33 protein-coding genes are annotated in these 25230 nt (G+C 49.5%); 12 read left to right on the forward strand and 21 right to left on the reverse strand.

Features of this window, described 5'->3' with window-relative positions:
- The first annotated feature begins 70 nt into the window (after nucleotides 1-70).
- Nucleotides 71-1324, forward strand: a complete 1254-nt coding sequence (locus NSQ73_RS16960; RefSeq protein ID WP_340987379.1) for a nucleoside recognition domain-containing protein — start codon at nucleotides 71-73, stop codon at nucleotides 1322-1324.
- Here NSQ73_RS16960 and coaD read toward each other — a convergent pair.
- The 10 genes from coaD to NSQ73_RS17010 form a co-directional block, all read right to left on the reverse strand.
- Nucleotides 1296-1814 carry a pantetheine-phosphate adenylyltransferase gene (coaD, locus tag NSQ73_RS16965; protein ID WP_144026102.1) on the reverse strand — a complete coding sequence of 173 codons (519 nt, stop codon included), beginning with the start codon at nucleotides 1812-1814 and terminating at the stop codon, nucleotides 1296-1298. The two genes, NSQ73_RS16960 and coaD, sit on opposite strands and share 29 nt — an antisense overlap.
- Nucleotides 1798-2406 carry a 16S rRNA (guanine(966)-N(2))-methyltransferase RsmD gene (gene rsmD, locus NSQ73_RS16970; protein ID WP_340987380.1) on the reverse strand — a complete coding sequence of 203 codons (609 nt, stop codon included), beginning with the start codon at nucleotides 2404-2406 and terminating at the stop codon, nucleotides 1798-1800. The genes coaD and rsmD overlap by 17 nt, the downstream gene beginning before the upstream one ends.
- A 359-nt stretch (nucleotides 2407-2765) precedes the next feature.
- Nucleotides 2766-3125 (reverse strand): hypothetical protein, encoded by a 360-nt coding sequence (locus tag NSQ73_RS16975; RefSeq protein ID WP_340987381.1) that lies wholly within the window; start codon nucleotides 3123-3125, stop codon nucleotides 2766-2768.
- A gap of 56 nt (nucleotides 3126-3181) precedes the next feature.
- A complete protein-coding gene (locus tag NSQ73_RS16980) occupies nucleotides 3182-4909 on the reverse strand; it encodes an alpha/beta fold hydrolase (protein ID WP_340987382.1) in 1728 nt (575 codons plus the stop codon).
- 77 nt (nucleotides 4910-4986) lie between these two features.
- The gene (locus NSQ73_RS16985) at nucleotides 4987-5451 is read right to left on the reverse strand and encodes a GNAT family N-acetyltransferase (protein ID WP_340987383.1); all 465 of its coding nucleotides are present in this window, start codon (nucleotides 5449-5451) and stop codon (nucleotides 4987-4989) included.
- Nucleotides 5452-5503: 52 nt separating this feature from the next.
- Nucleotides 5504-5755, reverse strand: a complete 252-nt coding sequence (locus NSQ73_RS16990) for a hypothetical protein (RefSeq protein WP_042136908.1) — start codon at nucleotides 5753-5755, stop codon at nucleotides 5504-5506.
- Between the two features lie 142 nt (nucleotides 5756-5897).
- Nucleotides 5898-6032, reverse strand: a complete 135-nt coding sequence (locus NSQ73_RS16995; protein ID WP_099052468.1) for a sporulation protein YjcZ — start codon at nucleotides 6030-6032, stop codon at nucleotides 5898-5900.
- Between the two features lie 151 nt (nucleotides 6033-6183).
- Nucleotides 6184-6606 carry a hypothetical protein gene (locus NSQ73_RS17000; RefSeq protein WP_171719319.1) on the reverse strand — a complete coding sequence of 141 codons (423 nt, stop codon included), beginning with the start codon at nucleotides 6604-6606 and terminating at the stop codon, nucleotides 6184-6186.
- Between the two features lie 100 nt (nucleotides 6607-6706).
- The gene (locus NSQ73_RS17005) at nucleotides 6707-6988 is read right to left on the reverse strand and encodes a holin (protein WP_039305999.1); all 282 of its coding nucleotides are present in this window, start codon (nucleotides 6986-6988) and stop codon (nucleotides 6707-6709) included.
- Between the two features lie 5 nt (nucleotides 6989-6993).
- The gene (locus NSQ73_RS17010; RefSeq protein ID WP_340987385.1) at nucleotides 6994-7797 is read right to left on the reverse strand and encodes a glycoside hydrolase family 73 protein; all 804 of its coding nucleotides are present in this window, start codon (nucleotides 7795-7797) and stop codon (nucleotides 6994-6996) included.
- A gap of 195 nt (nucleotides 7798-7992) precedes the next feature.
- Between NSQ73_RS17010 and NSQ73_RS17015 the strand changes: the two genes are divergently transcribed.
- The gene (locus NSQ73_RS17015; protein ID WP_340987386.1) at nucleotides 7993-8217 is read left to right on the forward strand and encodes a helix-turn-helix transcriptional regulator; all 225 of its coding nucleotides are present in this window, start codon (nucleotides 7993-7995) and stop codon (nucleotides 8215-8217) included.
- The gene (locus NSQ73_RS17020; protein WP_340987387.1) at nucleotides 8210-8986 is read left to right on the forward strand and encodes a DUF3169 family protein; all 777 of its coding nucleotides are present in this window, start codon (nucleotides 8210-8212) and stop codon (nucleotides 8984-8986) included. Before NSQ73_RS17015 ends, NSQ73_RS17020 begins: the two co-directional genes overlap by 8 nt.
- Before the next feature lie 103 nt (nucleotides 8987-9089).
- Here NSQ73_RS17020 and NSQ73_RS17025 read toward each other — a convergent pair whose 3' ends face one another.
- On the reverse strand, nucleotides 9090-9194 hold the full coding sequence (locus tag NSQ73_RS17025; RefSeq protein ID WP_197073088.1) for a sporulation protein YjcZ: 105 nt from the start codon (nucleotides 9192-9194) through the stop codon (nucleotides 9090-9092).
- A gap of 418 nt (nucleotides 9195-9612) precedes the next feature.
- A complete protein-coding gene (locus tag NSQ73_RS17030) occupies nucleotides 9613-11247 on the reverse strand; it encodes a sensor domain-containing diguanylate cyclase (protein ID WP_340987388.1) in 1635 nt (544 codons plus the stop codon).
- Nucleotides 11248-11512: 265 nt separating this feature from the next.
- Here NSQ73_RS17030 and NSQ73_RS17035 point away from each other — a divergent pair, with 265 nt between their 5' ends.
- On the forward strand, nucleotides 11513-11800 hold the full coding sequence (locus NSQ73_RS17035) for a hypothetical protein (RefSeq protein ID WP_231637862.1): 288 nt from the start codon (nucleotides 11513-11515) through the stop codon (nucleotides 11798-11800).
- Between the two features lie 127 nt (nucleotides 11801-11927).
- Here the strand turns inward: NSQ73_RS17035 and NSQ73_RS17040 are convergent, their stop codons facing one another.
- Nucleotides 11928-12533, reverse strand: coding sequence for a pentapeptide repeat-containing protein (locus NSQ73_RS17040; RefSeq protein WP_340987389.1), 606 nt, complete (start codon nucleotides 12531-12533; stop codon nucleotides 11928-11930).
- Nucleotides 12534-12674: 141 nt separating this feature from the next.
- On the opposite strand from NSQ73_RS17040, the gene NSQ73_RS17045 reads away from it, so the two are divergent.
- Complete coding sequence (locus tag NSQ73_RS17045; protein ID WP_339303354.1) at nucleotides 12675-13058, forward strand: PilZ domain-containing protein; 384 nt, start codon at nucleotides 12675-12677, stop codon at nucleotides 13056-13058.
- A 92-nt stretch (nucleotides 13059-13150) separates the two neighbouring features.
- Here the strand turns inward: NSQ73_RS17045 and NSQ73_RS17050 are convergent, their stop codons facing one another.
- Genes NSQ73_RS17050 through NSQ73_RS17070 form a run of 5 tightly spaced genes read right to left on the reverse strand, consistent with a single transcriptional unit; the run spans nucleotide 13151 to nucleotide 16682 of the window.
- Nucleotides 13151-13885 carry a hypothetical protein gene (locus NSQ73_RS17050; protein WP_076244867.1) on the reverse strand — a complete coding sequence of 245 codons (735 nt, stop codon included), beginning with the start codon at nucleotides 13883-13885 and terminating at the stop codon, nucleotides 13151-13153.
- Nucleotides 13879-14580, reverse strand: a complete 702-nt coding sequence (locus tag NSQ73_RS17055; RefSeq protein WP_042136895.1) for an ABC transporter ATP-binding protein — start codon at nucleotides 14578-14580, stop codon at nucleotides 13879-13881. The genes NSQ73_RS17050 and NSQ73_RS17055 overlap by 7 nt, the downstream gene beginning before the upstream one ends.
- A 14-nt stretch (nucleotides 14581-14594) precedes the next feature.
- On the reverse strand, nucleotides 14595-14969 hold the full coding sequence (locus NSQ73_RS17060; RefSeq protein WP_340987391.1) for a GntR family transcriptional regulator: 375 nt from the start codon (nucleotides 14967-14969) through the stop codon (nucleotides 14595-14597).
- The gene (locus tag NSQ73_RS17065; protein WP_340987392.1) at nucleotides 14969-15718 is read right to left on the reverse strand and encodes an ABC transporter permease; all 750 of its coding nucleotides are present in this window, start codon (nucleotides 15716-15718) and stop codon (nucleotides 14969-14971) included. Before NSQ73_RS17065 ends, NSQ73_RS17060 begins: the two co-directional genes overlap by 1 nt.
- On the reverse strand, nucleotides 15711-16682 hold the full coding sequence (locus NSQ73_RS17070) for an ABC transporter ATP-binding protein (protein ID WP_340987393.1): 972 nt from the start codon (nucleotides 16680-16682) through the stop codon (nucleotides 15711-15713). Before NSQ73_RS17070 ends, NSQ73_RS17065 begins: the two co-directional genes overlap by 8 nt.
- A 260-nt stretch (nucleotides 16683-16942) precedes the next feature.
- Here NSQ73_RS17070 and NSQ73_RS17075 point away from each other — a divergent pair, with 260 nt between their 5' ends.
- Both NSQ73_RS17075 and NSQ73_RS17080 read left to right on the forward strand, forming a co-directional pair.
- Nucleotides 16943-17314, forward strand: coding sequence for a hypothetical protein (locus NSQ73_RS17075; RefSeq protein ID WP_042136889.1), 372 nt, complete (start codon nucleotides 16943-16945; stop codon nucleotides 17312-17314).
- Between the two features lie 240 nt (nucleotides 17315-17554).
- A complete protein-coding gene (locus tag NSQ73_RS17080) occupies nucleotides 17555-18487 on the forward strand; it encodes an aminoglycoside phosphotransferase family protein (protein WP_340987394.1) in 933 nt (310 codons plus the stop codon).
- Nucleotides 18488-18590: 103 nt separating this feature from the next.
- Here NSQ73_RS17080 and NSQ73_RS17085 read toward each other — a convergent pair whose 3' ends face one another.
- Complete coding sequence (locus tag NSQ73_RS17085; protein WP_340987395.1) at nucleotides 18591-19556, reverse strand: phosphotransferase enzyme family protein; 966 nt, start codon at nucleotides 19554-19556, stop codon at nucleotides 18591-18593.
- 86 nt (nucleotides 19557-19642) lie between these two features.
- On the opposite strand from NSQ73_RS17085, the gene NSQ73_RS17090 reads away from it, so the two are divergent.
- From NSQ73_RS17090 to NSQ73_RS17100, 3 genes are all read left to right on the forward strand, one after another.
- Nucleotides 19643-20134, forward strand: a complete 492-nt coding sequence (locus NSQ73_RS17090; RefSeq protein WP_340987396.1) for an RNA polymerase sigma factor — start codon at nucleotides 19643-19645, stop codon at nucleotides 20132-20134.
- Nucleotides 20131-20832: a zf-HC2 domain-containing protein gene (locus NSQ73_RS17095; protein WP_340987397.1), complete on the forward strand. Its 702-nt coding sequence runs from the start codon at nucleotides 20131-20133 to the stop codon at nucleotides 20830-20832. The genes NSQ73_RS17090 and NSQ73_RS17095 overlap by 4 nt, the downstream gene beginning before the upstream one ends.
- A gap of 82 nt (nucleotides 20833-20914) precedes the next feature.
- Nucleotides 20915-21877, forward strand: coding sequence for a sulfurtransferase (locus tag NSQ73_RS17100; RefSeq protein WP_340987398.1), 963 nt, complete (start codon nucleotides 20915-20917; stop codon nucleotides 21875-21877).
- A 182-nt stretch (nucleotides 21878-22059) separates the two neighbouring features.
- Here the strand turns inward: NSQ73_RS17100 and NSQ73_RS17105 are convergent, their stop codons facing one another.
- Nucleotides 22060-22746, reverse strand: a complete 687-nt coding sequence (locus tag NSQ73_RS17105; RefSeq protein WP_340987399.1) for a hypothetical protein — start codon at nucleotides 22744-22746, stop codon at nucleotides 22060-22062.
- A gap of 131 nt (nucleotides 22747-22877) precedes the next feature.
- Here NSQ73_RS17105 and NSQ73_RS17110 point away from each other — a divergent pair, with 131 nt between their 5' ends.
- A complete protein-coding gene (locus NSQ73_RS17110; RefSeq protein ID WP_042136868.1) occupies nucleotides 22878-23636 on the forward strand; it encodes a DUF975 family protein in 759 nt (252 codons plus the stop codon).
- A 660-nt stretch (nucleotides 23637-24296) separates the two neighbouring features.
- Nucleotides 24297-24554, forward strand: a complete 258-nt coding sequence (locus tag NSQ73_RS17115; protein ID WP_340987400.1) for a hypothetical protein — start codon at nucleotides 24297-24299, stop codon at nucleotides 24552-24554.
- 126 nt (nucleotides 24555-24680) lie between these two features.
- Here NSQ73_RS17115 and NSQ73_RS17120 read toward each other — a convergent pair whose 3' ends face one another.
- Complete coding sequence (locus tag NSQ73_RS17120; RefSeq protein WP_340987401.1) at nucleotides 24681-24827, reverse strand: hypothetical protein; 147 nt, start codon at nucleotides 24825-24827, stop codon at nucleotides 24681-24683.
- Nucleotides 24828-25230: the final 403 nt, after the last annotated feature.

Below are 25230 nucleotides of genomic sequence, written 5' to 3' on the forward strand. Positions count from 1 at the left end.
GTTGTCTCCCCTGCATAAATTGATAACAAGCTCTGCCCATGTCCTAAGCTATGAAGAGGTGATGCTACTAATGATTAACTTTACAATACGGCGGTTCTTCCGGGGTTCGGCTCCATTCCTATCAGGGGCGGCTGCGATCCTGCTCGCTATAGCGATCGTCCTGGCACCGGAGTCCTCATTCAAGGCTTCCCTTGCGGGACTGAAGCTCTGGTGGACCCTTGTCTTCCCGGCACTGCTGCCATTCCTGATCCTGTCAGAGATGCTGACCGCTTCAGGGTTCGTGCACGGCATCGGCGTCCTGCTGGAGCCGCTGATGAAACGCCTGTTCCGGCTTCCAGGAGCAGGCGGCTGGACGCTTGTGCTCGGAATCACCGCCGGCTTCCCGGCCGGAGCCGGAGCGGTAATGCAGCTGCATAAGCAGGGGGACATCACGGACAAGGATGCCGGACGTCTGGCCTCCATGGTCCATTATGCCAGCCCGGTTACACTACTTATTGTCGTCGGCACCGCTTTTCTGCACAGTCCGGCAGCCGGATATGCCCTGCTTGCCATTCACTGGCTGTCAGGCCTTGCCGCCGGATGGCTATCCGCTCTCTTTAGCGGAACGCGGAAGAGCAGCGGGGCTGCCGCCACTGTCAGCAGACCGCCCGGCAGCGGCCCGCACGCCAAAAAAGCATCCTTGCCCGGGCGAATCCATCAGGCGGCACTGGATGCCCGTGCGAGAGACGGACGGGGCTTCGGCAAGGTGCTCGGCGAATCTGTATCCGCCGCCGTCCAGAATCTGATGATCGTAGGCGGCTATATGATCATGTTCGCTGTAGTTATTAACATCATCACCAGGCTGCTGCCGCAGCTCCCGTCTCCACTGGTTGCCGGAGTGTTTGAGATTCACCTCGGTGCCCATGCGTTAACCTCGGATTCTGCCAGCCTTGGAGGGTTCTTGTCCGGCAGTCTTCTCGGTCCCGCTTTGCTGTCAGCTCTGCTTGCCTGGAGCGGAATCTGCGCCCAGCTTCAGGCGCTGACGGTGCTTAAACCGGCTAATGTCCGCTTTCTCCCGTTTGCTGCAGTCCGGTTATTGCATGGACTAACCGCCTTTGCACTAACCTTTCTGCTCTGGAAGCCGCTCGTAAATATCCGTGCCGCTGTACTTCCGGTCTTCACCGGTACCGGTTCAGCCAGTCTGGAACCCGGTTTAGGCTCTGCAGCCAGAATTTGGGGCTTATTCCCTCATATCCTTAGTCTGCAGGGACTAATACTCCTGCTCCTGCTAAGCTTATCAGTGGCTCTAAAGCTCTTTACTTGGCGCCGCCATCCATCCGCTTGAACTTAAGCTTCATGGCCTGTTCCACTTCTGGCGTTACAAAATCCGAGACGTTCCCGCCAAAGTGGGCAATTTCCTTAACCACACTTGAGCTAAGATAGGAATATCTCGGATTGGTCATCATAAATATCGTTTCCGCTTCTGGATCCAGATTATGATTAATGGATGCATTCTGCAGCTCATACTCAAAGTCCGTGACCGTACGGATTCCCCGGACAATCACCTGTGCATCCTTTTGCCGGACATAATTAACGAGCAGATCACGGAAGCTGTCGACCTCTACATTCGGGATGTCCGCTGTAGCCTGGCGCAGAAGCTCTGTACGCTCCTCGACTGAAAATAACGGATTCTTGCTTAAATTGTTCAGCACCGCCACAATCAGCCTGTCGAACTGTTTCGCTGCACGGTGAATAATATCCATATGCCCCAGGGTTACCGGATCAAAGGTTCCGGGATAGATTGCCACACGCTCTTTTCTAATTTGCAGACTCATCATTAACCTCCTCGCCACTGACGGCAACATCCGGCAGAGCAGCTTCATACTGATAGATTGAGATCGTAGTCTCCCCATATACGGATTGCCGTGTCCTGCTGAATCCCGGTATATTCTCCGGATATTCATAACCCGATTCATGCTCAAGCACAATTAAGGCATCAGGCTTCAGCAGATTCTTGGCTGCCATCGTCATCATAAGCTCATCCCCGTGCTTCAGACGATACGGAGGGTCCAGAAAAACAAGATCAAACGCTCTCCCACGCTTCTCCAGCGCAGCCAGTGCTCTTCCGGCATCATTGCGGTAGACTTCGGCCTGCGCCTCCACCTTGGCTGCTTTCAGATTCGCCCGCACAGTGTCGAGCGCCTTCTGCTCCATATCCACAAATACGGCTGCTTCCATCCCTCTGCTCAAGGCTTCAATCCCAAGTCCGCCGGTACCGGCATACAGATCCAGGGCCGTTCCGCCTTCAAAATAAGGCCCGATCATACTGAATAGCGCTTCCTTCACTTTATCGGTTGTAGGCCGGGTGCCCTTGCCTGGAACACTCTTAAGCGGCCTGCCCTTTGCAGTGCCCGATATTACTCTCACCGATCATCCACCTGCTTTATGTCTCTGTTTATTATGCCGTTTCAGGGCATAAGTCCAAGCCTATAGTACCACAATTAATCCGTGAAATAAAAAGATTGTCCGAGTTTGTCACAATGCGCAGTTCAGAAGTTTTGGAGAACGGATGTATAAAAGTACGGCAACCGGGCCATCCTGTAACTATCGACATCGCAAAATGTCGTAGACAACCGCGGAGCAGGCTTACGTTTCCCCATAAGCTCTTCGTCCGGTTTCTCCTCTCCCATGAAAGAGGCTCCCGAAAGGGAGCCTCGATTTTTTGTGTGTTGGGAAACCTATACGAAAAGAAAAGCCCGGCACCATGCAGTGCCGGACTAAGAAATTTATTTAATTCGTTTAATGAGAGCCTCTTGCTCAATCGAGCGTGCCGAGAGGAGTTCGATAATCCGATGCTGATTCTCCAGAATGGACTCCATCCGGATTACCCGTTCATTGGTATCCAATACCGCACGTTTAATCAATTCCTGATCCTGCTTCAATATTTGCACATCTTGCTTTAATATATGCACATCTTGCTTTAATATATGCACATCTTGCTTCAGCGTCTGTTGATCCTGCTTCACTATTTGCACTTCTTGCTTCAAGCCGGTCTGTTCAGTCTCAATCCGTTCCAAGCGCTCATTCACAGGCTCTAATTCTTCACGAATGACGGATCTTAACAACTTTGCCAGATCATTATCCATGCATCCCGCTCCTTAAAACTTAATAAATAGATTGTACCAGAACCAAGCTTCTTATTCTACCTGCTCTGCTTCAAAATCCACTGCCCCATATCTTTAATCACCTGCTCATCGACCATACCCGGGACATTATATTCATCCGGTGTTCCTGCCCCCGCTCCTTCATAACCTACGAAGAAATGATTCAGGCCCGGATACAGCTTGAACTCTGCCAAGCTATTATTCTTCAGGACATCCTTCCAGAGCGGATAATCCACGTCCGCATAGACCTGGAAATCATCGCTTCCCTGCATAACTAGCACAGGTTTGGTCAGCTTCCGGCCCAGCTCGGCGGTATTGTGCTGATCCATTTCCTTAAAGTAATAGGCAGCTGCACCAAACACAGCCGGAGCTGCTTTGGCCTGCTCGTCTGTCAGTGCCGACAGCGCCTTGGCTTTGGCCAGCTCCGCATTCACGCTGGAAGCGGCCTCTGCCTTAGCCGGGATAGCATCATCCAGCCTGGAGATCACTCTCATATTCTGGTCGTAGATAATCTCCCACAAGCTTCGCGGTGAGCCGGCAAGCAGGATTAACCCGGCGAAGTTACCGCCATCCGCATCGATTCTCGGGCCCAGCATCCCGCCCAGGCTGTGCCCGGCAAGATATACCTGCGCAGCATCCAGACGGTTGTCCTGCTTAAGCAGAGCTGCCGCTGCAATGGCATCTTCAACCGTTTCTTCCTTAACGGTAACCGATGCGGCAGCACTACCCATGAATTCCTGCGGATAGCTGTAGCCCCGCTTGTCATAACGCAGAACTGCAATTCCCTGCTCTGCAAGGCCATATGCGATGTCACGGAAGGGCTTGTACGCATATGCCGCTTCATTAAGATCAGAGATACCCGATCCGTGCACCAGTACTATAGAAGGCCAAGGCTTGCCGGTAGCTTTGGGGAGTGTCAGAATGCCCTTAAGCGGATGTGAGGTCCCTGCTCCTACTGTAACCGCTTCTTCGGTAACACCTGCCGGCAGAGCCAGCTCCGGCGCTGCTTGCGGATCTTCGTACGGAGCAAACCATAGTCCCTGAATCTGGCCACTGCTGTTAACTGTAAACGTCACCGTGAGCTTTCCATGTGCAAATACAGCGATACCGGACAGAGAATACCGCCCATTGTCACGGCTGCTTTTCAGTGAACCGACCTTACCATACTCTCCATAAGCAGCAGTAAAGCCCTCCCAGACCTGCTGAAGTTTGAGACTCGACAAGTTATTCCGCACCTCTGTACTGAAGAACCGGTCTGATAATGCTTCATACTGGCCGGAGGCAAGCAGCTTCATTACTGACTCGGTATAATTCTGCGGTGTGCTTACTTCTGCCTGGGCGGAGCCCGGACCGGGCTTGGTGATATAGCCGATCTCATCCAGCAGCGGCAACGGCACATAGATACGATTGTTCTTCAGAACAGCTGCACCTTCAATGGTAAGTGTATCCTTTCCATTTAGGATAAACTGACCGCCTCCCAGCTTCATCAAGAGCTCTATACCGCTGAGCTTGATTTGCAGACTGGAGCTCTCTTTTATGTAAGCCGTCTGAAACCCCAAAGCTTCCCCCGCCTGACGGACAGGCACCATGATCATAGTACCCTCCAGATATGGCGCCTCGGCTACAGGGAACTTCAATACTTCATCGTTCACACTCAGAGTTACTTTGTTATCCGCTGCCTGCGCTACCCGCGGTGTGACAAAGCCCGCAGATAACAGCAGAGAGCAGGCCAGCATGGACAACAAGAATCGTCTTGGTCTTCTCATTGATTACAACTCCCTTCCATAATCACATCCTTTTGTTTATACGGGGCGTTTGGCAGATAGTTACATAATTCACAAACTTATTTTCCGCCATTCAAGTCCTGTGATAAGCGCACCATATCCCTGCAATGTATGCCATTTTCGTATATGATCTCCGCGTAGTGTCTGGTGAAAAAATCAAAATCTATGCCAACGATCCGAAAGCCGCATTTTTGATATAACGCCAGCTGCCCCACACTTGAATTCCCCGTCCCCAATTCAATAGTTGTATAGCCCGTTTGCTTCGCCGTCTCAATAGCCTGCTGCACCAGCATCTTGCCGATCCCTTTGCCCTGATGCTCTTCAGCAACCGCCACATTCACCAGCTCGGCTGTATCCGGCCGGGTAGGCAGCAGCACATACACACCCAATACCTCCTCATCCTGGACAGCAATATAGCAGTCTCCTCTTGTGAGGTAGTTCTTCACCAATGATTCGGACGGATCGGCAGACAGCAGCAAATCCATCGGCGGCAATTCGCCGGGCAGCAATTTCCTGATATCCATACATGCCCCCTTGTTCTGAAACATCAAATCCTGTATCTCAACCAGCGTAAATTCAAATTCTGCCCGATTCTTTCAATAAAATAAAATCATGGCCGCGCCGGGTCATCTTCATTCCGGCAGTCCGGACGGTTACAGTGCCATTGCCAGCTCTCAGGAAGCTCACATTCTCCACCATCCGGCTGTCCACAAGCTCCTCCATAATATCGGCATACGCCCCGGCCTCCAGCCCCATTTCATCCTGACCGACCGGCTTGTCCAGTTCAATCCGCTTAAGTATGGCATAGACCAATTCCTTCTCTTCCATGAAGCACCTCTTTCATAACTGCACTGATTGCCATGAAGACAATGACTACTATTATCGCATATATCTGCCAGACATAGCTAATCAGAAAAAAAAGCGCAGTCCCAAGGCCTTAGCCCCGGACTGCGCTGACTTACGTTAAGTTCTAGTAGAAGCAGGCACTCAGAATAATGACCAGCAGGATATAAAGTACCAGAATCGCACCAGTTGAAGTCCAAGGACTTACCGGAACCACATTAACGCCGCCTACATTACCACCGTATCCGCAATCTGCACCCATGAGATTACCTCCTTCAAAATGATGACTACAGAACAGAATATGAGCGAAATCCCTTAACAGATTGGGCGAAACGGTCAAAATTTGGGGGTATGTACAAGGGCATCCTGCCCGCCCGGTCAACCGAACCGGACAGGATGCATGAATCTGCAGATTAATCGGAAACCAGAATTCCGTCAAAGCTCTCAGGACCTACACGGACCGTACCGAGAAGGTTAGAGGTGATGAATGCAGTATAAGTCAGCTGCGGAGTAATCGGCGGAATGAAGTCATCCGCAGAGAAGGTGATAACCTGTGGAGCCAGCACACTAAGGCTGAAAGTAGAGGTAGCGGAATACACCAGCGGATCCGTAGGCAAAGTTCCTCTTACAATACTAATAGTGACACCAACCAGTGCCAGCGGAAGCTGCACAGATACCGTTCCTTTTAGAATTACACGCGGATTCGTCGTTACACCTTGAGTGATAATACCAATCTGCCCAAACAGCTGCGGAGTATTAATAACCAGAATCGGTATCGCAATAGAGTTGGCAGTACTGGCATTCTGCGAAGTTCTTCCATCAACATAAGTTCCCATATCAAGCACCTCCTTTCTTCATATACAGTGTATTAACAAGTCCCCGGGATTGCTTGGATATATCGCCAATGCACATCTCCCCATATTACGAGCAGCCTGCTTAATCTTCCTTGGTGGTCCCTCCACGCTTGTTAAAGGCCAGTTCAAACAATCCTGTTGCCGACAATCCCGCAAGCCCGCCTGCCCATAAACGCAGAATAAGATTCATGTCCGTAAAAGGATAGGCTACAGCTCCGACCAGCAGACCAATACCCAGTCCTACTGCGGGAACAACGTTGCGCGGAAGATTCACACTGTTCTTCACCAGTTGAACCAGCGCCATTACAAAGACGGCCAACAGCGACGCAAACGCCAGCACATTGTTAAGCGCATCGTTGTACATAAGGTCTACACCTCCTTCCCGGTAACCAGCAGTCCGGCCCTGTTCAGCACCGTCAATATCCGGTAGAAATCATAGCTTCCTCCTGTAGGGGTATCGAGCAATCCCGCTGCTACCGCTGCCTGAACCGCCGGCTCTGCCCAGGCAGGTATACTGACTGCAGCACGTCCTTCTATTGCGGTAACCCGCTCTGCTACTCCTTTAATTGCCTGTCCCTGTTCCAGAACACCTGTTTTGAGTGTATCCCGGCTCACTGTAAGTCCTGCCAGCAATACCCGCATTTCCTGAAGCTCCGTTTCCAGAGTCGCAAGCCTTTGTTTATCTTCAGCCGACATCTCCTCATCCTCCTTCAGCTCATCGTATTGATATAAGTTATAGGCATCCATAATCTGAATCAGCTTTGACGCGTAGTTCGGATCGGTCGCATACCCTGCAGCGGCAATCTCCCTGGCAGCCGTTCTGCCGTCCGCTCCAATCACCTTGCTGTATAAATCCCGGTTCCAGGATACGCCCTGGGCAATCAGCGCAGAGTGGTCGGCCACAGACTCACCCCAGTTATTGTAGGCTCTGAAAAGCGCAGATACCTGCACAGCTTGGCCGTTCCTATATTCCGTAGTCCGGATTGACAAGCTTCCGGCGGGTCCGCTGCCTTTGATGCCAAACAGATTATTAGCCTTCACGGTCAGGCTGCTGTTCCCCCAGCCGGATTCCAGCGCGGCCTGGGCAATAGTCAGGGAAGCCGCAATATGACTGCGCTGCATATCAGCCACGGCAAAGGAGGCTATTCGGGAGATAAACTCAGAATCCGTCATTTCATCACATCCCTTCCTACTATATTAAATGCTCGTTCAGTTATGCTGCCTGTGCTTATCCCTGATATACACTATTCAAATTGGATCTTTCCATACCTGAAATATTATTTTTTGACTATGATCATCGTCTTTTTGTATATAATAATTTACATTTAGACAATAATAATATACAATTCAATTTAGGGGGTGAAATACTTGACTGAGCTGAATAATCGTGTCAGAGAATTCAGGGCCAGGGACAGATTGTCCCAGAACGAGCTAGCCCAGCGGATCGGCGCTTCACGGCAGACCATTGCCCTTATAGAACGCGGAGACTATTCGCCTTCAGTAGTGCTGGCGCTCAAGATCGCAGAGGTATTTGCGGTAACGGTGGAGTCGGTATTCTGGATTAACAAAGAGGAGAGTGAACCCGATGAATAAGAAGATTAAGAAAACTAAGAAGAGAACGAACCCCCGGGGGCTTATCATGCTGATCGGCAGCATGACCCTTGGAGGAGCTATCGGTTATGTATTTGCTTCCGGCGTGATTACTGTGCCTAAGGATTTCCATCTGAATCCTTCTATCTTTTACGATTATGATGTGCTGTTTGGCAGTATAGCCCTGCTCTCGCTGCTGCTGACCGCGCTCACTCTCTATAATCTGGTTAAGGCCCGCCGGATGAAAGATGAGCCTAAGCATGACGGAGAGATTGAGAACTCTAAAGATAAGGCGCTGAGCAGTGTAATACAGTTAAGCTTCTATACTATGATTATTTCATTACTGTGGACTCTGATGAGTCTCGCACATGCGCTTGGACCCGGAGGCAAAGAATCTTCGGATTCACCGTTCATGTTAGCCAACATGCTTACCGCACTAGTTGTCATGCTGTTTTCCTTCGTTTTGCTGCACTATTCTTTCAAGCTGTACAACAACAATTATCCGGATCGTCAGATAAATATTAGTCTGGGTAATTCGCGGGACGCCCAGCGGGAGCTTTTTGCCAAAATGGATGAAGGCGAACGGTGGATTGTATACCGCTCCTCCTATTCCTCCTTCACAGTAACATCCATCTCCCTGCTCATAGGGATGGTCTTCTTCACTTTGTACTCCCTGGTATTTGGCTTTGCCCCGGTGCCTATCATGGTCCTCGCGCTAATTCTCCTTATCCAGCAAGCTGTTTATTATCATCAAGTCCATAAATACAGCTGATTGCAGCATTCAGCACCTGTATAACCTTAAGGATCATTTATGCAAAAAGCGCCGGAGCTCCCGCTCCGGCGCTTTTTTAAGTTATTCGTCCGGTTAGCTTCAGCTAAAATACGCTGAGGATAATAACCAGCAAGATAAACAGTACCAAAATGGTAGCAGCCGACGTTCCAATACAGCCATAGCCGTAACCAGCCACATTCTCTCCCATTACAATTCCTCCCTCAGCCTGTGCCGTCATTATGTCTTTCCTTAGCATCATATGCCTGAGGTCCTGAAAAAACTGGGCTGATGCACAATATGGTAATTATAAGCAAAAAAAGTATTGTGAAATCTTCCATCGTAGCGTAAACTAGTAATAATTAACTATATCGGAGGGACTAATTTACTATGCCTTCATATTATTTTAAGGAATTCTGGACACCGCTGAGTTGGGTAGGTATTAAGTTTTTCCGGGATGACGAAGGATTTCTATGGGTTAAATGGTGGTCTAAGCCACGCAAGAGATTACGCTGACTTCGTTAGATACATATCTGCATATAGTTCTCTATAACCAGAATGCCAAATAACCTCTCTCTGTCATTTGACGGAGAAAGGTTATTTGCTGTGATGAATAGGCGCTGGAGAACTTAAGAAGCCGCCTCAAAAGTAATCCGGTTCTTTCCGCTCCGCTTGGAAATGTATAATGCTTCATCCGCCAGCCGCAGGGTTTCAACAGTGTCGCTGCCCCCGTCCGGTGTCCATACTGCCGCGCCTACACTACAGCCGACATGCAGATTCTCGCCTCTGATCACAATGGGCAGATTGATTTTACTGATAATCCGTGAAGCCACAATTTCTGCCTCCTTCATAGGTTTGCCGGCAGAAGTATTAAGAATAATAACGAACTCATCCCCGCCCAGCCGGGCTACGATTTCATTATCACGTGTACAGTCCATCAGTCTGAAGGCTACCTCCTGCAGCAAGGCGTCGCCGATTGCATGGCCGAAGGTATCATTTACTTTTTTGAAGCCGTCCAGATCAAGGTATAAGAAACTAAGCGTTGTGCGGTTCTGCTTGGCTTTGCTGACCGCATGGGCCAGAAATTCATCCAGCGCTGCCCGGTTGGGCAAGCCCGTAAGCTTGTCATGCAGCGCCATGTCCGACATGTAGCTCAGCTTGTTCTCTGTCTTGGTCAGATTATTCACCAGGTTGCGCAGTGACGCAGACAGAATCGCCACATCTTTGAACCGGGTCGAGGATGGAATCTCCACATCAGCGCCGGAGCTGAGCAGATCGGCTGTACGGGTAATGTTCCTCAGCGGACGGCTGATCCATCCGGCCAGCAGCCAGCCGATAACCGCGAAGACAACTGCGGTAACCAGTCCGCTGATCAGAATAAAGCGCTCAAGCTGATGCACCGAGGCAAAGGCAATATCCGCTGGCTGGCGGATAATGACCGACCAGCCCAGCCCGGGATAATTCAGATAGCCGTCCCCGTAGGCATAGCCGGTCAGATAGGAGTCCTGATTCCGCTCCTGTTCAATAATCCATGAACTATTACCGCTGCGGGCTTTCTGCAGCACTTCACTCGGCATTCTTTTGCCGACGAGTGCCTCAGGACCGAGAAGGATCGTGTCATCTTTCCTGCTGACTACAAACACTTGCACGCCCTTCAGGCGCTCCTTGAGCGGAGTCACAATGGAAGCCTCGACCTCACGCGACCACTCCCAGCTAAGGTGTGCAGCCAGTACACCGCTTGTCCGGCCTTGCTTGTCAGTAACCGGCACACTCAGATCCACAAACTGCAAGGCTTCGCCGGTAGGATTGGGAAGCAGCTTGGAGAGCAGCACCGCATCATGGACATCACCGGTGAAGGTCCCCTTCAGGCCTTCCTGAAACACCGGCCGCTGGCTAATATTCGTACCCTGGAGTATATGATCTGTGGAAGAAAGGACATTCCCTTTATTATCGAGGAAACCCACCCAGGTGAACACCGGCAGACTCTTCTTCAGCTGATTAAGCAATCCGCTGACCTCTGAGGAGTCAACCGGCTCCTGAAATGCATTAAGCTTGCTCAATACCTCCACTTCTCCGGAACGCGACCACATGAAATGATCAAGCTTCTCAGACATTTGGTAGGCTTCTTCCGCCAGAGAGCTGCCAATGCTGACCTCTACGGACTGTGTAGACCGGTTGCCGATAACATAGCTGAGCAATGCCGTTAACAGGATGATAATGACCGCAAAAGCCGTTGAAAATAACGTACGCAGATTTAAAGACATTCACATTCTCCTCTTCGGAAGACCTTTTCATAGCATCGACCGCCGAGGTTGCCTGGTAGCTCACTCTATGTCGAAAAGGGTCGATAATTATTTATCGGAAGGAATAAGCGGAAATATAATACAGCTTCCGGCAGACTTGCGGATTTCCTTAATTTAGCTCATAGGTTGTATCAATATTGTGCTGAGTTGCGCGGATGATAGTGTTTACATTTTGGCATTATAGTATAATCTGCCCTGTAACACATGCCACCTTAAGGAGTGATTGATGATGACAGAACAATTTGAGATGTATGATGATCCGTTCAAGATGCTTATTCTGCTGGCAACGCTTATATCAGAGAAACAGGGGACCGAACTGAAATTTGAGCATGTTCCTTCTTATGAGAATGAGGTTTTTGCCATTGAACACCAGAGATTCCTCTACAAAAAAGACGGCACGGAAATTACCTGGTTTGAGTTCCTGGGCAGAGATATAGCCTCTTCCAGCGATCTGACCCGTTCCCAGTACAACAAAATGTTCGTAGACTGCATGGCTTCACTCTATAGCCTCTAATTCTTCTCTAGGTTACATAAAGGCAGCTCCAACAAACACTGCAGCCCTGCCGTCCCGTTACGGGGCGGCAGTTCCTTTATTGCTCACTTAACCAGGTATATAGCAACCATTCGTCCAGACCCTCCGCTTATCCCACCTTGGCTCCCATCGAGCGGGCCAGCAGCACAGCCTGCTCCACATCCAGCCGTACCCCTTTAAGATCAAGACTCTTCAGGTCAATCCCCTCCAGCTTGGCACCCTGCAGATCCGCTCCTGCAAGCTGGCACTGCGCAAGCTGTACACGGCTTAAGTCGGCTCCGCGCAGATCCGCTTTTTGCAAATTGCAGCCCTGCATATCCGCTTCGGCGAACCGGATGCCTCGCAGATCCTGCCTGCTGAGATTCAGGTGGCGCAGATTCGTATAAGCCCAGTCCCCTCCGGTGAGAGTAATCCCATCCATATAAGCATTCGCGAAATCGGAACCAATCATCTTACAATTCTCGAACTTCGACACAAACAGATTCGCCCCGGTAAACTTGCAATTGGTAAAAGCCCAGTCTCTATGCAGTGAAGCATTCAGCAGCGCACCGGTAAAATCACAATTCACAAAACGGCAGCCGCTGGAGGTCATTTCTTCCATGGAAGCCCCTCTGAACGAGCAGTGTTCAAAGGTGCAACCGTTCATCTCTCCATCCTGCATATTGGCATACTCAAAATTATGATTCTGAAAAGTTTCATTGTGGTATTGATACATAATGTTTTGACCCCTCTTCTTATGGGTATTGAATCTAAAGTTCTGAATACCGGATTATAAATTATTTTAAAATATACTACTTTAGGAGATTGTCCAAGTGTAGCCGTTTCGATATAATAGCAAATAAACTCGCGGAGGTAAATGATGGATGACTCCAGCAGAAAAGAACCGTTCCGTTATGTTATGAACCAGCCCATCGATTGCTGGCTTGAAATCCCGGCCAGTAATAACGGGCCCGGAGCCGGAAAATTGACGGAAGGCATCCTGCTAGACCTTAGCCGCTCCGGCTGTAAGGTACGTACTTCTCTGAACCTCCGTTTCACTGCAGGCGATACGAAGCTGATTATACATTTCCAGCTGGCGGAAGAGAAGCTTCAGTATGAAGGAAGTGTCCGCTGGGGCTGGATGTTCGGCCTTGGACAGTTCCAGTACGGGGTAAGACTTGATCTGCAGGAAGCCGAGGAAGAACAGCTGCTGCGGGAACTGGAGATCTGGACCCACAGCAGAAGGGCTCAGGGATTGTAACTGTAATTTGCACAAAAACGAAAGCAAGGCTGACATCGTCAGCCTTGCTTTCTCGTTGAATGGACATATGCACAGGGCAGCTCCCTACGCGATCAAACTTCAATTCTTTTTTTCACCATTACAACCATTGAATAGATCAGTATTATGGCAACTACAAATTCGAAAAGAAGCGGCCATTGATTCGTAGAGAGATATCTGATCGTTACTCCGCTGTCTGGCCGCAGATTATTCTCGTAAATCTCAAAATTAAAGGTATTGTCCAGACCAATGAAATAGCTGTTAAACATAAACTTTTCAAGATAGGCTATACCATTCTGCAGAAGTGTGAGGATCACAATCCCTATCCATACTCTCCCCTTGAAGCGAAAGCTTAATGCTACAGTAATAGAGAACATAACCATAATCATCATGAAACCAACTGACCACATAAACTGCAATAAACATCTTAAGCCAACTGACACTATATTGTCCGGCAGGAAGTCCAGCGGGTAGATAAGCTGGTAAATGCCAAAATGCACCAGACCGAGAGCAATCACCGTCAAGATTAGCAGTAGCGCAAACAGCAACGGTGACATGACCGTCTGCAGGGCAGTAACCGGGATAAGCCGCCGCTGGTAAGACTTCAGATTCCGGAAATAACTGAATACAGCTATAAATACAAGCGCCAATGCAAGTATAAAGTAGATAACCAGATTCAGCGAAATTAGTTGTTCATTGACCTTAGTGCTGGATATCCAAATCGCAGGCTGAACCAGCAGAGCAATAACAATAAAGACGAGGATCCGTTCCCTTCTGCGTCTCAGGTCATATTTTAACAGCTTCAGCATTCGGCAAACACCTCTCTGAACAGCTCATCTATACTTTTTCCGCGCTCGAGTCTGAGCTCTTCCACTTCGCGCTGGAGAACGATCTCCCCGTTTTTCAAGAAAATAACCTCGTCAAAAATCCGTTCGATATCGTTCACCAGGTGTGTAGAGATCAGAATACTGCTGTCTTCCTCATAGAACTCCATCAGCGCATTGAGAATTTTGGTCCGTGCTACAGGGTCGACACCGCCGATTGGCTCATCCAGCATGTAGAGTCTGGCCCGGCGCGACAGCGCAAGGGTGAGCTGGAGACGTTCGTTCATCCCTTTGGATAACGTCCGGACCTTATCCTGTACTCTGAGATTCATGAAATCGAGCATCCGCTGGGCTTTGGCCTGATCGAAGTCCGGGTAGAAATCCCGCTGGAACTTCAACGCATCCCCCACATTCATCCAAGACTCCGTAACGGGAACGTCAGGCATGAAGGATACAAGCTTCCGGCTCTCCACCCCAATGGGAACACCGAGGACTGAAATCCGGCCTGAGCCCGGCTGTGCCAATCCTGCGATCAGCTTCATGAGGGTGCTTTTGCCGCTGCCGTTGCTGCCGAGCAGTCCGGTAATTCTGCCTGCGCCCAGTGTAAAGGAGACATTGCCCAGCGCTTGTTTGGAGCCGAACTTCTTGGTCACGCCCTGTACTTCAAGTAACTCATCCACTCTTGGTAATCCCCCTATTCTTGGTTACGCTGATGTATATTCTCCGCTACGGCAGCCAGAATATCTTCACCCTGGAAGCCGAGCTCCTGCATGCCGCGGATAAAACGGTCCAGCACATCCTGTGCCATTTCCTTCTTGATGGTCAGAATCGTCTCTTCTCTTCCGGTAACATATCTGCCCATGCCGCGGCGGGTCTCCACGATTGTCTCACGCTCCAGTTCCTGAAAGGTTCTTTGTACCGTATTCGGATTAATCTGCAGTTCTGCGGCCAATTCTCGTACTGAGGGGATTTTGTCACCGGGCTTCAGCTTGCCTGTGATGATCTCCCCTTTGATGTAATTCATGATCTGAAGATAAATCGGCTGGTTGTTATCAAATTCGATAACCATCAAGCAACATCCCTGCGTCTGAAGACCGCAAATCCCGCGAGCAGGAACAACGCCATATATATGCACAGCAGCACAATGGAGAAGTTCAACGTCATTCCCGGCATCGGCGCACCGCCATCTTTATAAGCTGCGAGATTGAGGTTCGGGAACAGGAAGTATTTATAGAAATCACGGTTGATGATGATTTTATCTATGGTAGTGGCAAAGATAGTCGCACCGATCGTTACTCCTGTTGATCGGGTCAGTATTCCAAGCATAAATCCGATCGTGGCATACACGATGCAGTATACGGATGAGTACAACAGTGAGGTAAGTATATCGCTCAGTCCTGAATCCCCTCCGCTGAGTCCAAAGAAGATCATTCCTGAGACAAACAGCGCGATTGTCGCAATCAGCAGCATACTCAATGAATAGAGCAGTACGGTTACATATTTAGAGGCCAGTATCGCAGTCCGGCTGCGGGCCCGGATCAGCAGAAACTTGATGGTCCCCTGGCTGTATTCTTTGGACACTATCCCCGCTATCCCTACAATGACGAGGATCACCAGCACCTGGCCGATTCCTGTAGGCAGCAGTGAGTCTGCTGTGAATTCCGCCGCGGAGGCATACGTATCCGCCCCTGCCACCGTGTGCACAATATAACCTATTACAAATACCATCAGCACCAGAAGGGCATATGGAACAGTAAAGCTGCGTTTCTTCGATATTTTAAGCCATTCATTCAGTACGAGCTGATTAAATTTACGCAATGCGGTTACCCCCTGTCCATTTCAGGAAATCATCTTCCAGACTCTGTTTATTCTCGGTAATCCGGTATACCCCAACCTTGGCTTCACTGAGAGCAGCCACAAGCTCCGGAACGTTCCCGTCGGGCAGGCTTACATGCAGCTCGGAATGAGCTTCATCTGTCCCGGTCACCTCCACACCTTGCAGTGCTTCGGCAACAGTACGCGCGTTCCCGGCATTATCCACCCGGATGGTGAGGGCTACTTCACTGCGCGCTTCCGGCGCCTCAGCAAGCTGCGTAACCGTTACAAGCTTCCCGTTCTGAATTACAACCGCGCGGTGGCAGATCTGTTCAATCTCGGCCAGCATATGGCTGGAGATCAGAATTGCAATGCCTTCCACCTCGGCAATCGTGCGCATATAATCGCGCATTTCCCGGATTCCGGCGGGGTCCAGCCCGTTGGTCGGTTCATCCAGAATGAGCAGTTTCGGCGAATGCAGCAAGGCCTGGGCGATGCCCAGACGCTGGCGCATACCCAGCGAATACGCTTTTACCTTCTTATCCATCGCTTCCTGCAGTCCAACCAGCGCCACAACTTCATCAATCCGCGATTCTCCGGCCCCGTCACTCATCCGCAGATACTGCTTCAGATTGTCATAACCGGTCATATGGGGATAAAACTCCGGGTTCTCGATGATCGCTCCGATCTGCGAGATGGCCCGCTTGAAATCCTTTTGTATGCTGTGCCCATGAATAAGGACATCTCCTCCGCTCATTCGGATGAGTCCGGTCATCATGCGGATGGTGGTCGTTTTACCCGCCCCGTTCGGACCCAGCAGTCCGATAATCTCCCCTCTGCGGATGTCGAAGCTAAGGTTATCTACTATTGCCTTCCCTTTTATCACCTTGCTGACGCCTTGCATTTCCAAAACGGTTTCTTCCTTCATGGGGCCTGACAGCCCTTGATTACGAGTGGACGAATTCATGACAGCCTCCTTGTGTAGTACGGGATTGTTATTGTTTCCAACTGCGCATTTAATTTATTGTGTCGGTGTGTTAGTTAAATAGTACACTAGACATTTCAATCTGTAAAGCCCGTTTGTGAATTTTTTCCTTATCCTCTCCGGAAACAGGCTATTCACGCGGGGGGTTTAACCATACCAGTCTTCCAAAGCAATCATAGAATAGTATTGCAACTGACAGTATCGCACTGCATTTGCCATTCCAGCTTCGAGGAGGAGTTCGCATGGACAAAGAGGTTCATATCTCACAGACTTATCCACGGCTGACGGTGTACAGCGAAGAAAATTACCGGGGAAGAAGCAGAATTTACAGGGGCAATTTGGGTATCCGTAATACAGACAATATTCTGGACGGAATCGAAAGTCTCCGTTTCTTCTCCACCAGCAGCAATGCTACGCTCGTCCTGTTCAGCAGAACCCGGTTCAGAGGCAGCTTCCGTGTGCTTCGCGGGAACCACAGCATCCGTGATCTGGATGACTTTATCTCCGGCAACGATGTAGAGTCGATTATCTCAACTAACCAAAGGCTGACCCTGGCACAAATCCGCAGCATCCGCAGCAGCGGAAATCTGCCTTCGGGTTACCGGCTGATCTAGTAGCATCCGCAAGACAAATAGGGCACACTCCGGTATCACCCAGCCGGAGTGTGCCCTATTTGGTTGTTCAAGGCTGTTAGCCGGACTGTTATTAACATTCAAACTGTACGGCATCACTATTAGGTAAGAGACAAATTCAAGGGCGGCAGGCAGTAAACAAAAATATCCGCGGACTGAACAATATGATATGTTAGAAATGTCAATAGTATCCGGCAACGCTTGAGGAGGATTAGGATAAGCATGCTCAATCTAGAAATATATCCACCTGAATTAAACGGATTGGTTCTATCCGCCATTGGCCCCTTTCAAGTCATAGCTAATTTAAGATTAAATAGCGTAAGGACAGGAGTCTGGAAGCTTAGTTCAGACACCGGCAACAAATGTTATTACTTAAAAACCTATACCAGAAAACAAAGATGGCATCCGGAAGTTTTTGCTTATACTCATTGGACAGGTCACTTGAAGCCGTATGTACCAGAGCTGATCAGTTCCTTTGAGGGCGATGAATGGCAAGCGATATTGATAACTTCGATTAATGGGACAATCCTGAGAGAAGCGGAACTAAGTTCCGCAGCTAATGATGCTGCTTACCGTAAAGCTGGTGAACTTACAAGAGTCTTACATCATTCACAGAATGGCCGTTGGTTTGGCCGCCCCGATAAGAATGGAAATCCAATTGAGTTATACCATAATGCAGACCCGGTTAAATATATATCCAATTCAATTATTGATGTTAGTAAGCGTTGTACTCAGGAAGGGTTGCTGCAATCTTCAGAGATCGAGTTAACCCATTGGGCTCTTCAGAACACTCAAATTTTTGAGCCTGCTAAACCAGTCCCCATAAGCTGGGATTCTACACCAGGGAATTGGCTGGTTGATAATAACGGTATTTTCACCGGAATGATTGATTTTGAGAATATGTTATGGGGTATTGATGTGGATAACTTCTCCATTCTATTCGGGCGATATTTCAAAGATAATAAACGTGCTATGAAAGCATATTTCGAAGGCTATGGAGCCGAGATACTTAAGGAGAGGAATATAGAAGTGCAAATCTGCTGCATTAAGATGGCAATTGGCGATATATATTGGGGCACCCTCAACAAACAGCCGAACGTCATCCATTATGGCAGGGAGCTTTTACATAGGATTTATGATAATAATTTATTATAAGATTGAATACGGCCAAAAGACCCGTAAGAAGCTCTCTTTCAGCTAAGCTTCTACTTACAGGTTTTATTTGTTATGGCTCGCTTTTAAGAAAATAAAATTCCAGCTACACCTTCCCGCCCGACATCTGTATCACCTCTGCAGCGAGCACTGCGATCTGCTCCTGCAGTACCTTCACTTCATCAATGCCTTTCCAGTAACGGGTGACAAAATGAAGAAAGACGTCAACCTTACGCAGCAGGATCAGCGTCGGAATCGCTGCAAATTCTTCTGCGGTAAATGTGATTTTGCGGCTAAAGCCCCGCCAGAAATCACGGATAATCCGCTCTTCCTCTTCGTGGCACAGCATCCCGGACAAGATGACCGCAGCCTCCATGGCCCGCACATCCCAGGTGCAGAACTCAAAATCAAGCAGTGCCGTCACCTGCGCAGCATCCTCCGCATCCACCAGTAGGTTGGAAGCATTAAGATCGCCATGCACCAGCTGGTGGGGTAATTCCTCCAGCTGCTCCAGTGAGTCTGCCACACCTTCATAAGCCTCAACCAGCACTTTCAGTTCGGGCAGCAAACCCTGGAGAGGTTCAGGCGGATTCAACAACAGGTCGCGGAGCGCTTCCCGTGTGCACAGCGGGTACGACCGCCCCAGCTCATAGTAGGGCCTGTATACAGGAGGGCTCTCCGGCTTCACATCAGCGAGCACAGCAGATAATGTCCCGGCTGCCTCACCGAACGACTCATAGAAGCCGGAATCCTGTTCAGCGGGAGATTCACCATCAATATAGCCGAACAGGCAAGCGAGCTTTCCTTCCCCCTCTTCAAGCTGGACCATCGTGTCCCCTGTGGAGGTAAGAATGGGAACGGGGGTTTTAAACGGCAAATCCAGTATAGCCAGCTTCTGCAGCACGGCATGCTCGAACTCTATTTTATTCCGGTCCCGATGTGTATCATAGATTCTTAGTACAGCGCGGCGGGCGTCCTTGTCCACGAAGTAGGTGGTGTTATTCCAGCCTCCGCTCCGCTTCCTTAACGTTCCATTCCACTCCGGCCAGGCCTGGCTTACAATGTTATTCATAGGCTTGTGCCCCTTTCTCTTTTTTTTGTGCTGATATGTAACGAATCTTCCGCAGCCGGGTCTTATCTATGTAAGGTGGTGAACATGTGGCCGAGGTAGAGCAGATCTACGAGCAATATTTTCAGGATGTGTACTTATTTGCGTTATCCTTAAGCCGGAATACACAAATTGCCGAGGAAATTACGCAAGAAACGTTTGTCAAAGCAGTGAAAAATATTAACCAGTTCAAAGGCAATTGTAAAATCAGTGTCTGGCTCTGTCAAATCGCTAAAAATACCTACTTCACCTATATGGAGAAGCAAAAACGCCGGGAACCCGCTGAGCCGCAGGAAAAGCTGCTGGCAAGCAGCCTTAATCTTGAACAAAAGCTGATCGACAAGACAGAGGCCCTGCGAATCCATAAGCTGCTGCACAGTCTGAAGGAGCCCTACAAGGAAGTCTTCACACTGAGGGTGTTCGGAGAATTATCCTTTGACCATATCAGTCAGGTATTCGGCAAAACGGAAAGCTGGGCCAGGGTTACATATCACCGCGCCAGAAACATCATACAAGACTTATTAATGGAGGAAGACCGATGAACAAACTGTCCTGTGAGGTCGTTGAGGATTTACTGCCGTTATATCACGATGAGGTATGCAGTGCAGCTACAAGGGAAGCCATAGAGGCCCATTTAGCCACCTGTGGACATTGCTCCGCCGCCCTGCGCAAGCTTCAGCAGAATAGCAGCCTGCCATTTGAGGTGATCGCCAGAAACAAGCAGGAGAGCGCCGGACTCTCCAGCTTTCAAGGTTACTGGCACCGCGCAAGAGTGCTTTCCTTTGTTAAGGGTCTGCTCCTGGCTACAGCGGTGTGTGCTGTTCTTATTCTCGGCTATGCCACTCTATTCCGCTGGAATATTACCAAAGTGCCTTCCAGTTCAATCGAGATTACCGATGTAAGCCTGCTAAATAACGGTAAAATTGCTTATCATGTAAAAATAACCGACGGCTATGAGGTGAATCAGATCAATGCCAGAATGGGCAATGACGGGATTTTCTATATTACGCCAGTACGGCCTGTAATTAAATCGCGAAAATTCGCAGAGCTCGGGCTTGGCAACAGATACGACACCATAGATCTCGAATTATTAAACGCTAACCGGAACAACCCCTCCACTCAAATCAAGGCCATCTATTATGGCCCCAAGGATAATAATCCAATCCTGATCTGGAAGCAAGGCATGGATCTTCCTCCCGCAACTGCAGCCGTTGAAGCCCAATTCGCAGAACAGAATTAACTGTTAGGGAGCATATTCTGCCAAGCTGTGGTTTTTCCGCTATAATGTATTTCATATGAAATATGCAAAGGATGGGATACTTATGGACGCTACTGTTACCAAACGCTGGCTGCTGGCAAGGCTCTATGAGCCGGAGCAGGCTATCATCGACTGCCGCTTCACCCTGGGCAAACCCGAAGCAGGCCGGGAAAGCTATGAACAAGAGCATATTCCAGGCGCTGTCTATCTCGATCTGGAGCTGGATCTGTCCAGTCCGGTAGGGATGCATGGCGGCCGTCACCCCCTGCCTGATCCTGAGGTGCTGGCGGCACGGCTCGCGAAGCTCGGAATCGGGAACGATTCCCGTATCGTTGCCTATGACGATGAGAGCGGCATGAACGCTGCCCGGCTGTGGTGGCTACTGCGCTACCTCGGACACGAGCAGGTATTCATCCTGGAAGGCGGCTTCAGCCAGTGGAAAGCCGGGAAATACCCGGTGACGGCTCATCAGCCGGTGCGGGTGCCGAGTACTTTTACGGCAAATCTGCAGCCTCATATGCTGGTGGATGTTGAAGAGGTTCGCCGCGTGTCGGTGAAGACGGCTGGTGACGGGACTGGTTCCGGGAGTCAAGTTGGAGCCGTTGCTGGGGTGGATACCGGGACTGAAGTTGGAGCCGATACTGGTATGGATACAGGGAATACTGCTGGCGTTACCGCTTCGCCCTCGGCTCTCCCTATTCTGATCGATTCCAGGGCCAATGACCGCTATCACGGCCGGAATGAGACCCTGGACCCGGTCGGGGGGCATATCCCTGGTGCGGTCAACTACTTCTGGAAAGACACGCAGAATGCAGACGGCAGCTTCAAGAGCGCAGAGCAGCTGGAGGAGCACTTTGCCGGACTGGACAAGAACGCTGAGATTATTGTCTATTGCGGCTCCGGCGTAACTGCCTGCCCGAATGTGCTGGCCTTGGAGAAGGCCGGGTACAAGAACGTGCGGCTGTATGCGGGGAGCTGGAGTGACTGGATTTCGTACGAAGAGAACGCTGTCGCCACTGGCGAATAGTTACCATGAAGAGCCCGTGCCTGCCTGGCACGGGCTCTTGTTATTTTCCAGCCAATTAGAGAAGCTATTTACCCTCGCAGCCGCACATTGTATTCGGTTTTTCGCATACAATTACACGAATTCACCATTCCGCCTCTCTAAATGGCTGGTTTTCCATAACCATTCGCCGGTTACATTATTCATCAGACCAAATCAAGACTTTGGAGCGTACCCATATACTCATAATAAATCACTCGCTGAGATACTCCTCTTGCCACGGGGCGAAATTTTCCTTTATCCATCAGCTTGCGGCAGTATTTAATGACCGTCATCGTGTGCAGCTCCAGCTCTCTCGCGGCATCAGCCGGGCGAAGGACACGATGGTGACGGATGGCTGACCGCATCAAATCACATTCGATTTTAGAATAGGTTCTCTCAGCACTTCTATGTGCAGACAATCCCGCCGACAAATATGGATACAGAATGCTCCGCAGCGCGGAGAGGATGAAAGACGGATTTTCTTTCAGCTCATCCAGCAATATAAAGAGCAGCATGCATTCCTGTGACTGTAGGAAAAGCCCGCGGTTCAGGTCCATCCGGTATTTGCTCCGGTCCGTGCCATGTGAGCCAAAATCCATAATCTCAAATGCAATACGCGAGGCTCCGACCTCCCATAGTAGTACATCGACAAAATAGGATCTGCCACGCCCATCCTTAACTTCATATTCCGGGTGTAGTCCCTGAAAATGTCCCGCCAGCGGCCACCATACCTCTTCGATAAACAAGCGGTTACCATAGCCATGACCGCGTTTTAGTGCATCCAGGCGTTCTCCCTTTCTTCGTTTAACATGTTCGCCCAGCCAATGCTCATGTTCTTCCCTAAAGCCCATTGTCCTTCCCTCACTCTGCAATCTTCACTCTCCAGCCAAAAGTCACAGTAATTAATTGTTTGTCTAATGACATAATCTATGGTATCAATTGTAAGACGAAGAACAAAATGCAAAAGGAAAGAGGTTTTTTGATGTGGGATCGTAAAGAAATAAAGGGAAGGGCTAAGAATGTCCTCCGCACCTCGTATTGGAAGGCTTTTGTAGTAAGTTTACTGCTGGTTTTGCTCGGAGAAGGCTCAGGTATTCCAAGCTTTGATCGGAACTGGGGATCATCGGCACGTTCTAAAATTTCCAGCTCCGGTGTGGAATTAGATTGGAGCGTGTTAGGATCTTTTCTTGCATTCGCATTTTTACTAATTGGCATCTTCGCAGTAATTGGAATAGCGTTTTATATTCTGATCGCCTCCCCCCTTACTGTAGGTTCACTGCGTTACTTCAAACGATCTGCCGAGGGAGAAGTCCGGATGGGCAATGTCGGGTATGCGTTTAACAGGGACCGGTATTGGGCTATAGTTCTAACTATGCTCTGGAGAGGTTTTTTGAATTTCTTATGGTTCCTGCTGCTGATCATTCCTGGCATTGTAAAATCCTATGCATACAGCCAGGTGCCTTACATCCTTGCGGACAATCCGCACATCGGGTATAACCGCGCAGTAGAATTAAGCAAGCAAATGACACGCGGTCATAAATTCAGCATGTTTGTGCTTGATTTGAGCTTCATAGGCTGGATTCTACTGGGCCTGCTGGCACTCGGAATCGGTGTCTTATTTGTCCAGCCCTATATCAACGCCACGAAGGCCGAGCTGTACCTGGAGTTGCGCCACAATGCGCTTTCGTATAATTTGACAACAGCCCATGAACTCCGGTTAGCACAGACCCCCTTTTATTAGAAACTTATTTGTTATTCTTTAATACCACGAGGGAGTTGCTGAAAGCGGCAGTCATCAAACTACAGCAGCTCCATTACCATTGATTCAGCTTCTACGGCGCCCTGTTAGATTCGCCTGCTCTCCCCAGCCCCCTAATAGATCCACGTCTACATATCACGATTTATACGAGTCCACAACATACCCTACTGGAAATGGACAGATTGTACCCTTTGAAATAGCAGCAGCGGCGATCTGGTTCCGATACTCGAAGGTTCCAGTGCATACGGGATACATTAATAATTCTGTTATTCTTCACCGCAGGAATGCTCTCATAGACAGGCTCCTTGAACAGCTCCATCATGTTATACCCAGCTCTTCATACATCATTTGTATACAAAAGCAATCAGTCGGCTTGTTCAAAACGCTTCCTTCGCCTCCGAGCAGCATCTGTCAGCATCCGGGAGCATCTGCCCGCACTTCTGCGAAGTGGTCCGCTAAGGTCCTCCGTTCCGGCCTTGGCAGTACTCACCCTCTCTGAAGACGGCTGGCCCGAATTGGGTGCGTTCCGTATTTCCTGTATAATTGTAAACGTTACGCCGGATGTGATACTAATCTTACTAACCGCAAGTATACAACGTCCATCCGGCGTCTGAAACCGCAAACCGGAAAGGATGAAGTCAATTGAGTTATACGGAATTACTGGAACGGAAAAGCGAAATCCTGAAGAAAACAGTCGAGAACTGGGTTATGAAAGAAAATCGCGACGGACTGGACCGTCAGGAGACCCATATTTACCGGAATATGCTCAAGGAGCTTCACCAGAACGAATATGAATTAAATGGTGTGCGGGACGAAGAAGCCGTCAAGCGCCAGGACTCCGAGTCTACAGAAAAGAAAGACGACATTGCTGCTTCCGAACATGCGGCTCAAACGTTGTGATTTCAGATAACGTGCGCGTAAGCGAATAAGAATACGATGGGCCGTCCGGGCTTCGCTACTTGCGAAATCCGGACGGCTTTTTACTGCTCAATCAGCTTACTGCCTGAACAAGCCTGCCATACAGCTTCACACTAAGCCCAGACTATTCATAACCTTCACCCCAACCACACCATGTATGACAGCCATTACAAACGGCAGGAAGAAGTAGATAAGGGGCTGCCTCAGAATCGTTTGGTTGATCATACGTCCGGAAGCACCGATCTTCTTCAGCACGCGATATCTCTTCTACGCTTTCATTCGCTTCGACCAGTTGCTGCAGCGCTAACACGACTGCACTGGACAACAGGAATACGATTCCGATATCCCCCAGAAAGGTCATGGAAATCGATCCATTACCCTGGCGAATATCACCTATATGTTAGAACATCCGCCCAATCCTGAACAACTACTAACGAACTAAAGATATAATATTAGAGCTCTTGCGTTTGCTCATGTTGTCTGTACACAGCAGAGGCTATTGCCGAACGGCTAGCCAGCAACCAGATTATACACCGGTAAGGTTATATAGCAGACTCTGTCCGCGTCTGTAGACAGTATCACAAAACTAGCCTGCTCCTACGGAATGAAGGTAGGAGCAAGCTAGTTACAGGTTGTTTATATGTTTCAATGCAACAAG

The sequence above is a fragment of the Paenibacillus sp. FSL R10-2736 genome (assembly GCF_038000245.1).
Lineage (GTDB): Bacteria > Bacillota > Bacilli > Paenibacillales > Paenibacillaceae > Paenibacillus_AQ > Paenibacillus_AQ phytohabitans.

Excerpts from the sequence above, each read along its gene's own strand:
- NSQ73_RS16960 (WP_340987379.1), top strand. The coding sequence starts at position 71 with ATGATTAACTTTACAATACGGCGGTTCTTCCGGGGTTCGGCTCCATTC.
- coaD (WP_144026102.1), bottom strand. The coding sequence starts at position 1,814 with ATGAGTCTGCAAATTAGAAAAGAGCGTGTGGCAATCTATCCCGGAACC.
- NSQ73_RS16975 (WP_340987381.1), bottom strand. The coding sequence starts at position 3,125 with ATGGATAATGATCTGGCAAAGTTGTTAAGATCCGTCATTCGTGAAGAA.
- NSQ73_RS16980 (WP_340987382.1), bottom strand. The coding sequence starts at position 4,909 with ATGAGAAGACCAAGACGATTCTTGTTGTCCATGCTGGCCTGCTCTCTG.
- NSQ73_RS16985 (WP_340987383.1), bottom strand. The coding sequence starts at position 5,451 with ATGGATATCAGGAAATTGCTGCCCGGCGAATTGCCGCCGATGGATTTG.
- NSQ73_RS16990 (WP_042136908.1), bottom strand. The coding sequence starts at position 5,755 with ATGGAAGAGAAGGAATTGGTCTATGCCATACTTAAGCGGATTGAACTG.
- NSQ73_RS16995 (WP_099052468.1), bottom strand. The coding sequence starts at position 6,032 with ATGGGTGCAGATTGCGGATACGGTGGTAATGTAGGCGGCGTTAATGTG.
- NSQ73_RS17000 (WP_171719319.1), bottom strand. The coding sequence starts at position 6,606 with ATGGGAACTTATGTTGATGGAAGAACTTCGCAGAATGCCAGTACTGCC.
- NSQ73_RS17005 (WP_039305999.1), bottom strand. The coding sequence starts at position 6,988 with ATGTACAACGATGCGCTTAACAATGTGCTGGCGTTTGCGTCGCTGTTG.
- NSQ73_RS17010 (WP_340987385.1), bottom strand. The coding sequence starts at position 7,797 with ATGACGGATTCTGAGTTTATCTCCCGAATAGCCTCCTTTGCCGTGGCT.
- NSQ73_RS17020 (WP_340987387.1), top strand. The coding sequence starts at position 8,210 with ATGAATAAGAAGATTAAGAAAACTAAGAAGAGAACGAACCCCCGGGGG.
- NSQ73_RS17025 (WP_197073088.1), bottom strand. The coding sequence starts at position 9,194 with ATGGGAGAGAATGTGGCTGGTTACGGCTATGGCTGTATTGGAACGTCG.
- NSQ73_RS17030 (WP_340987388.1), bottom strand. The coding sequence starts at position 11,247 with ATGTCTTTAAATCTGCGTACGTTATTTTCAACGGCTTTTGCGGTCATT.
- NSQ73_RS17035 (WP_231637862.1), top strand. The coding sequence starts at position 11,513 with ATGATGACAGAACAATTTGAGATGTATGATGATCCGTTCAAGATGCTT.
- NSQ73_RS17040 (WP_340987389.1), bottom strand. The coding sequence starts at position 12,533 with ATGTATCAATACCACAATGAAACTTTTCAGAATCATAATTTTGAGTAT.
- NSQ73_RS17045 (WP_339303354.1), top strand. The coding sequence starts at position 12,675 with ATGATGGATGACTCCAGCAGAAAAGAACCGTTCCGTTATGTTATGAAC.
- NSQ73_RS17050 (WP_076244867.1), bottom strand. The coding sequence starts at position 13,885 with ATGCTGAAGCTGTTAAAATATGACCTGAGACGCAGAAGGGAACGGATC.
- NSQ73_RS17060 (WP_340987391.1), bottom strand. The coding sequence starts at position 14,969 with ATGGTTATCGAATTTGATAACAACCAGCCGATTTATCTTCAGATCATG.
- NSQ73_RS17070 (WP_340987393.1), bottom strand. The coding sequence starts at position 16,682 with ATGAATTCGTCCACTCGTAATCAAGGGCTGTCAGGCCCCATGAAGGAA.
- NSQ73_RS17075 (WP_042136889.1), top strand. The coding sequence starts at position 16,943 with ATGGACAAAGAGGTTCATATCTCACAGACTTATCCACGGCTGACGGTG.
- NSQ73_RS17080 (WP_340987394.1), top strand. The coding sequence starts at position 17,555 with ATGCTCAATCTAGAAATATATCCACCTGAATTAAACGGATTGGTTCTA.
- NSQ73_RS17085 (WP_340987395.1), bottom strand. The coding sequence starts at position 19,556 with ATGAATAACATTGTAAGCCAGGCCTGGCCGGAGTGGAATGGAACGTTA.
- NSQ73_RS17095 (WP_340987397.1), top strand. The coding sequence starts at position 20,131 with ATGAACAAACTGTCCTGTGAGGTCGTTGAGGATTTACTGCCGTTATAT.
- NSQ73_RS17100 (WP_340987398.1), top strand. The coding sequence starts at position 20,915 with ATGGACGCTACTGTTACCAAACGCTGGCTGCTGGCAAGGCTCTATGAG.
- NSQ73_RS17105 (WP_340987399.1), bottom strand. The coding sequence starts at position 22,746 with ATGGGCTTTAGGGAAGAACATGAGCATTGGCTGGGCGAACATGTTAAA.
- NSQ73_RS17110 (WP_042136868.1), top strand. The coding sequence starts at position 22,878 with ATGTGGGATCGTAAAGAAATAAAGGGAAGGGCTAAGAATGTCCTCCGC.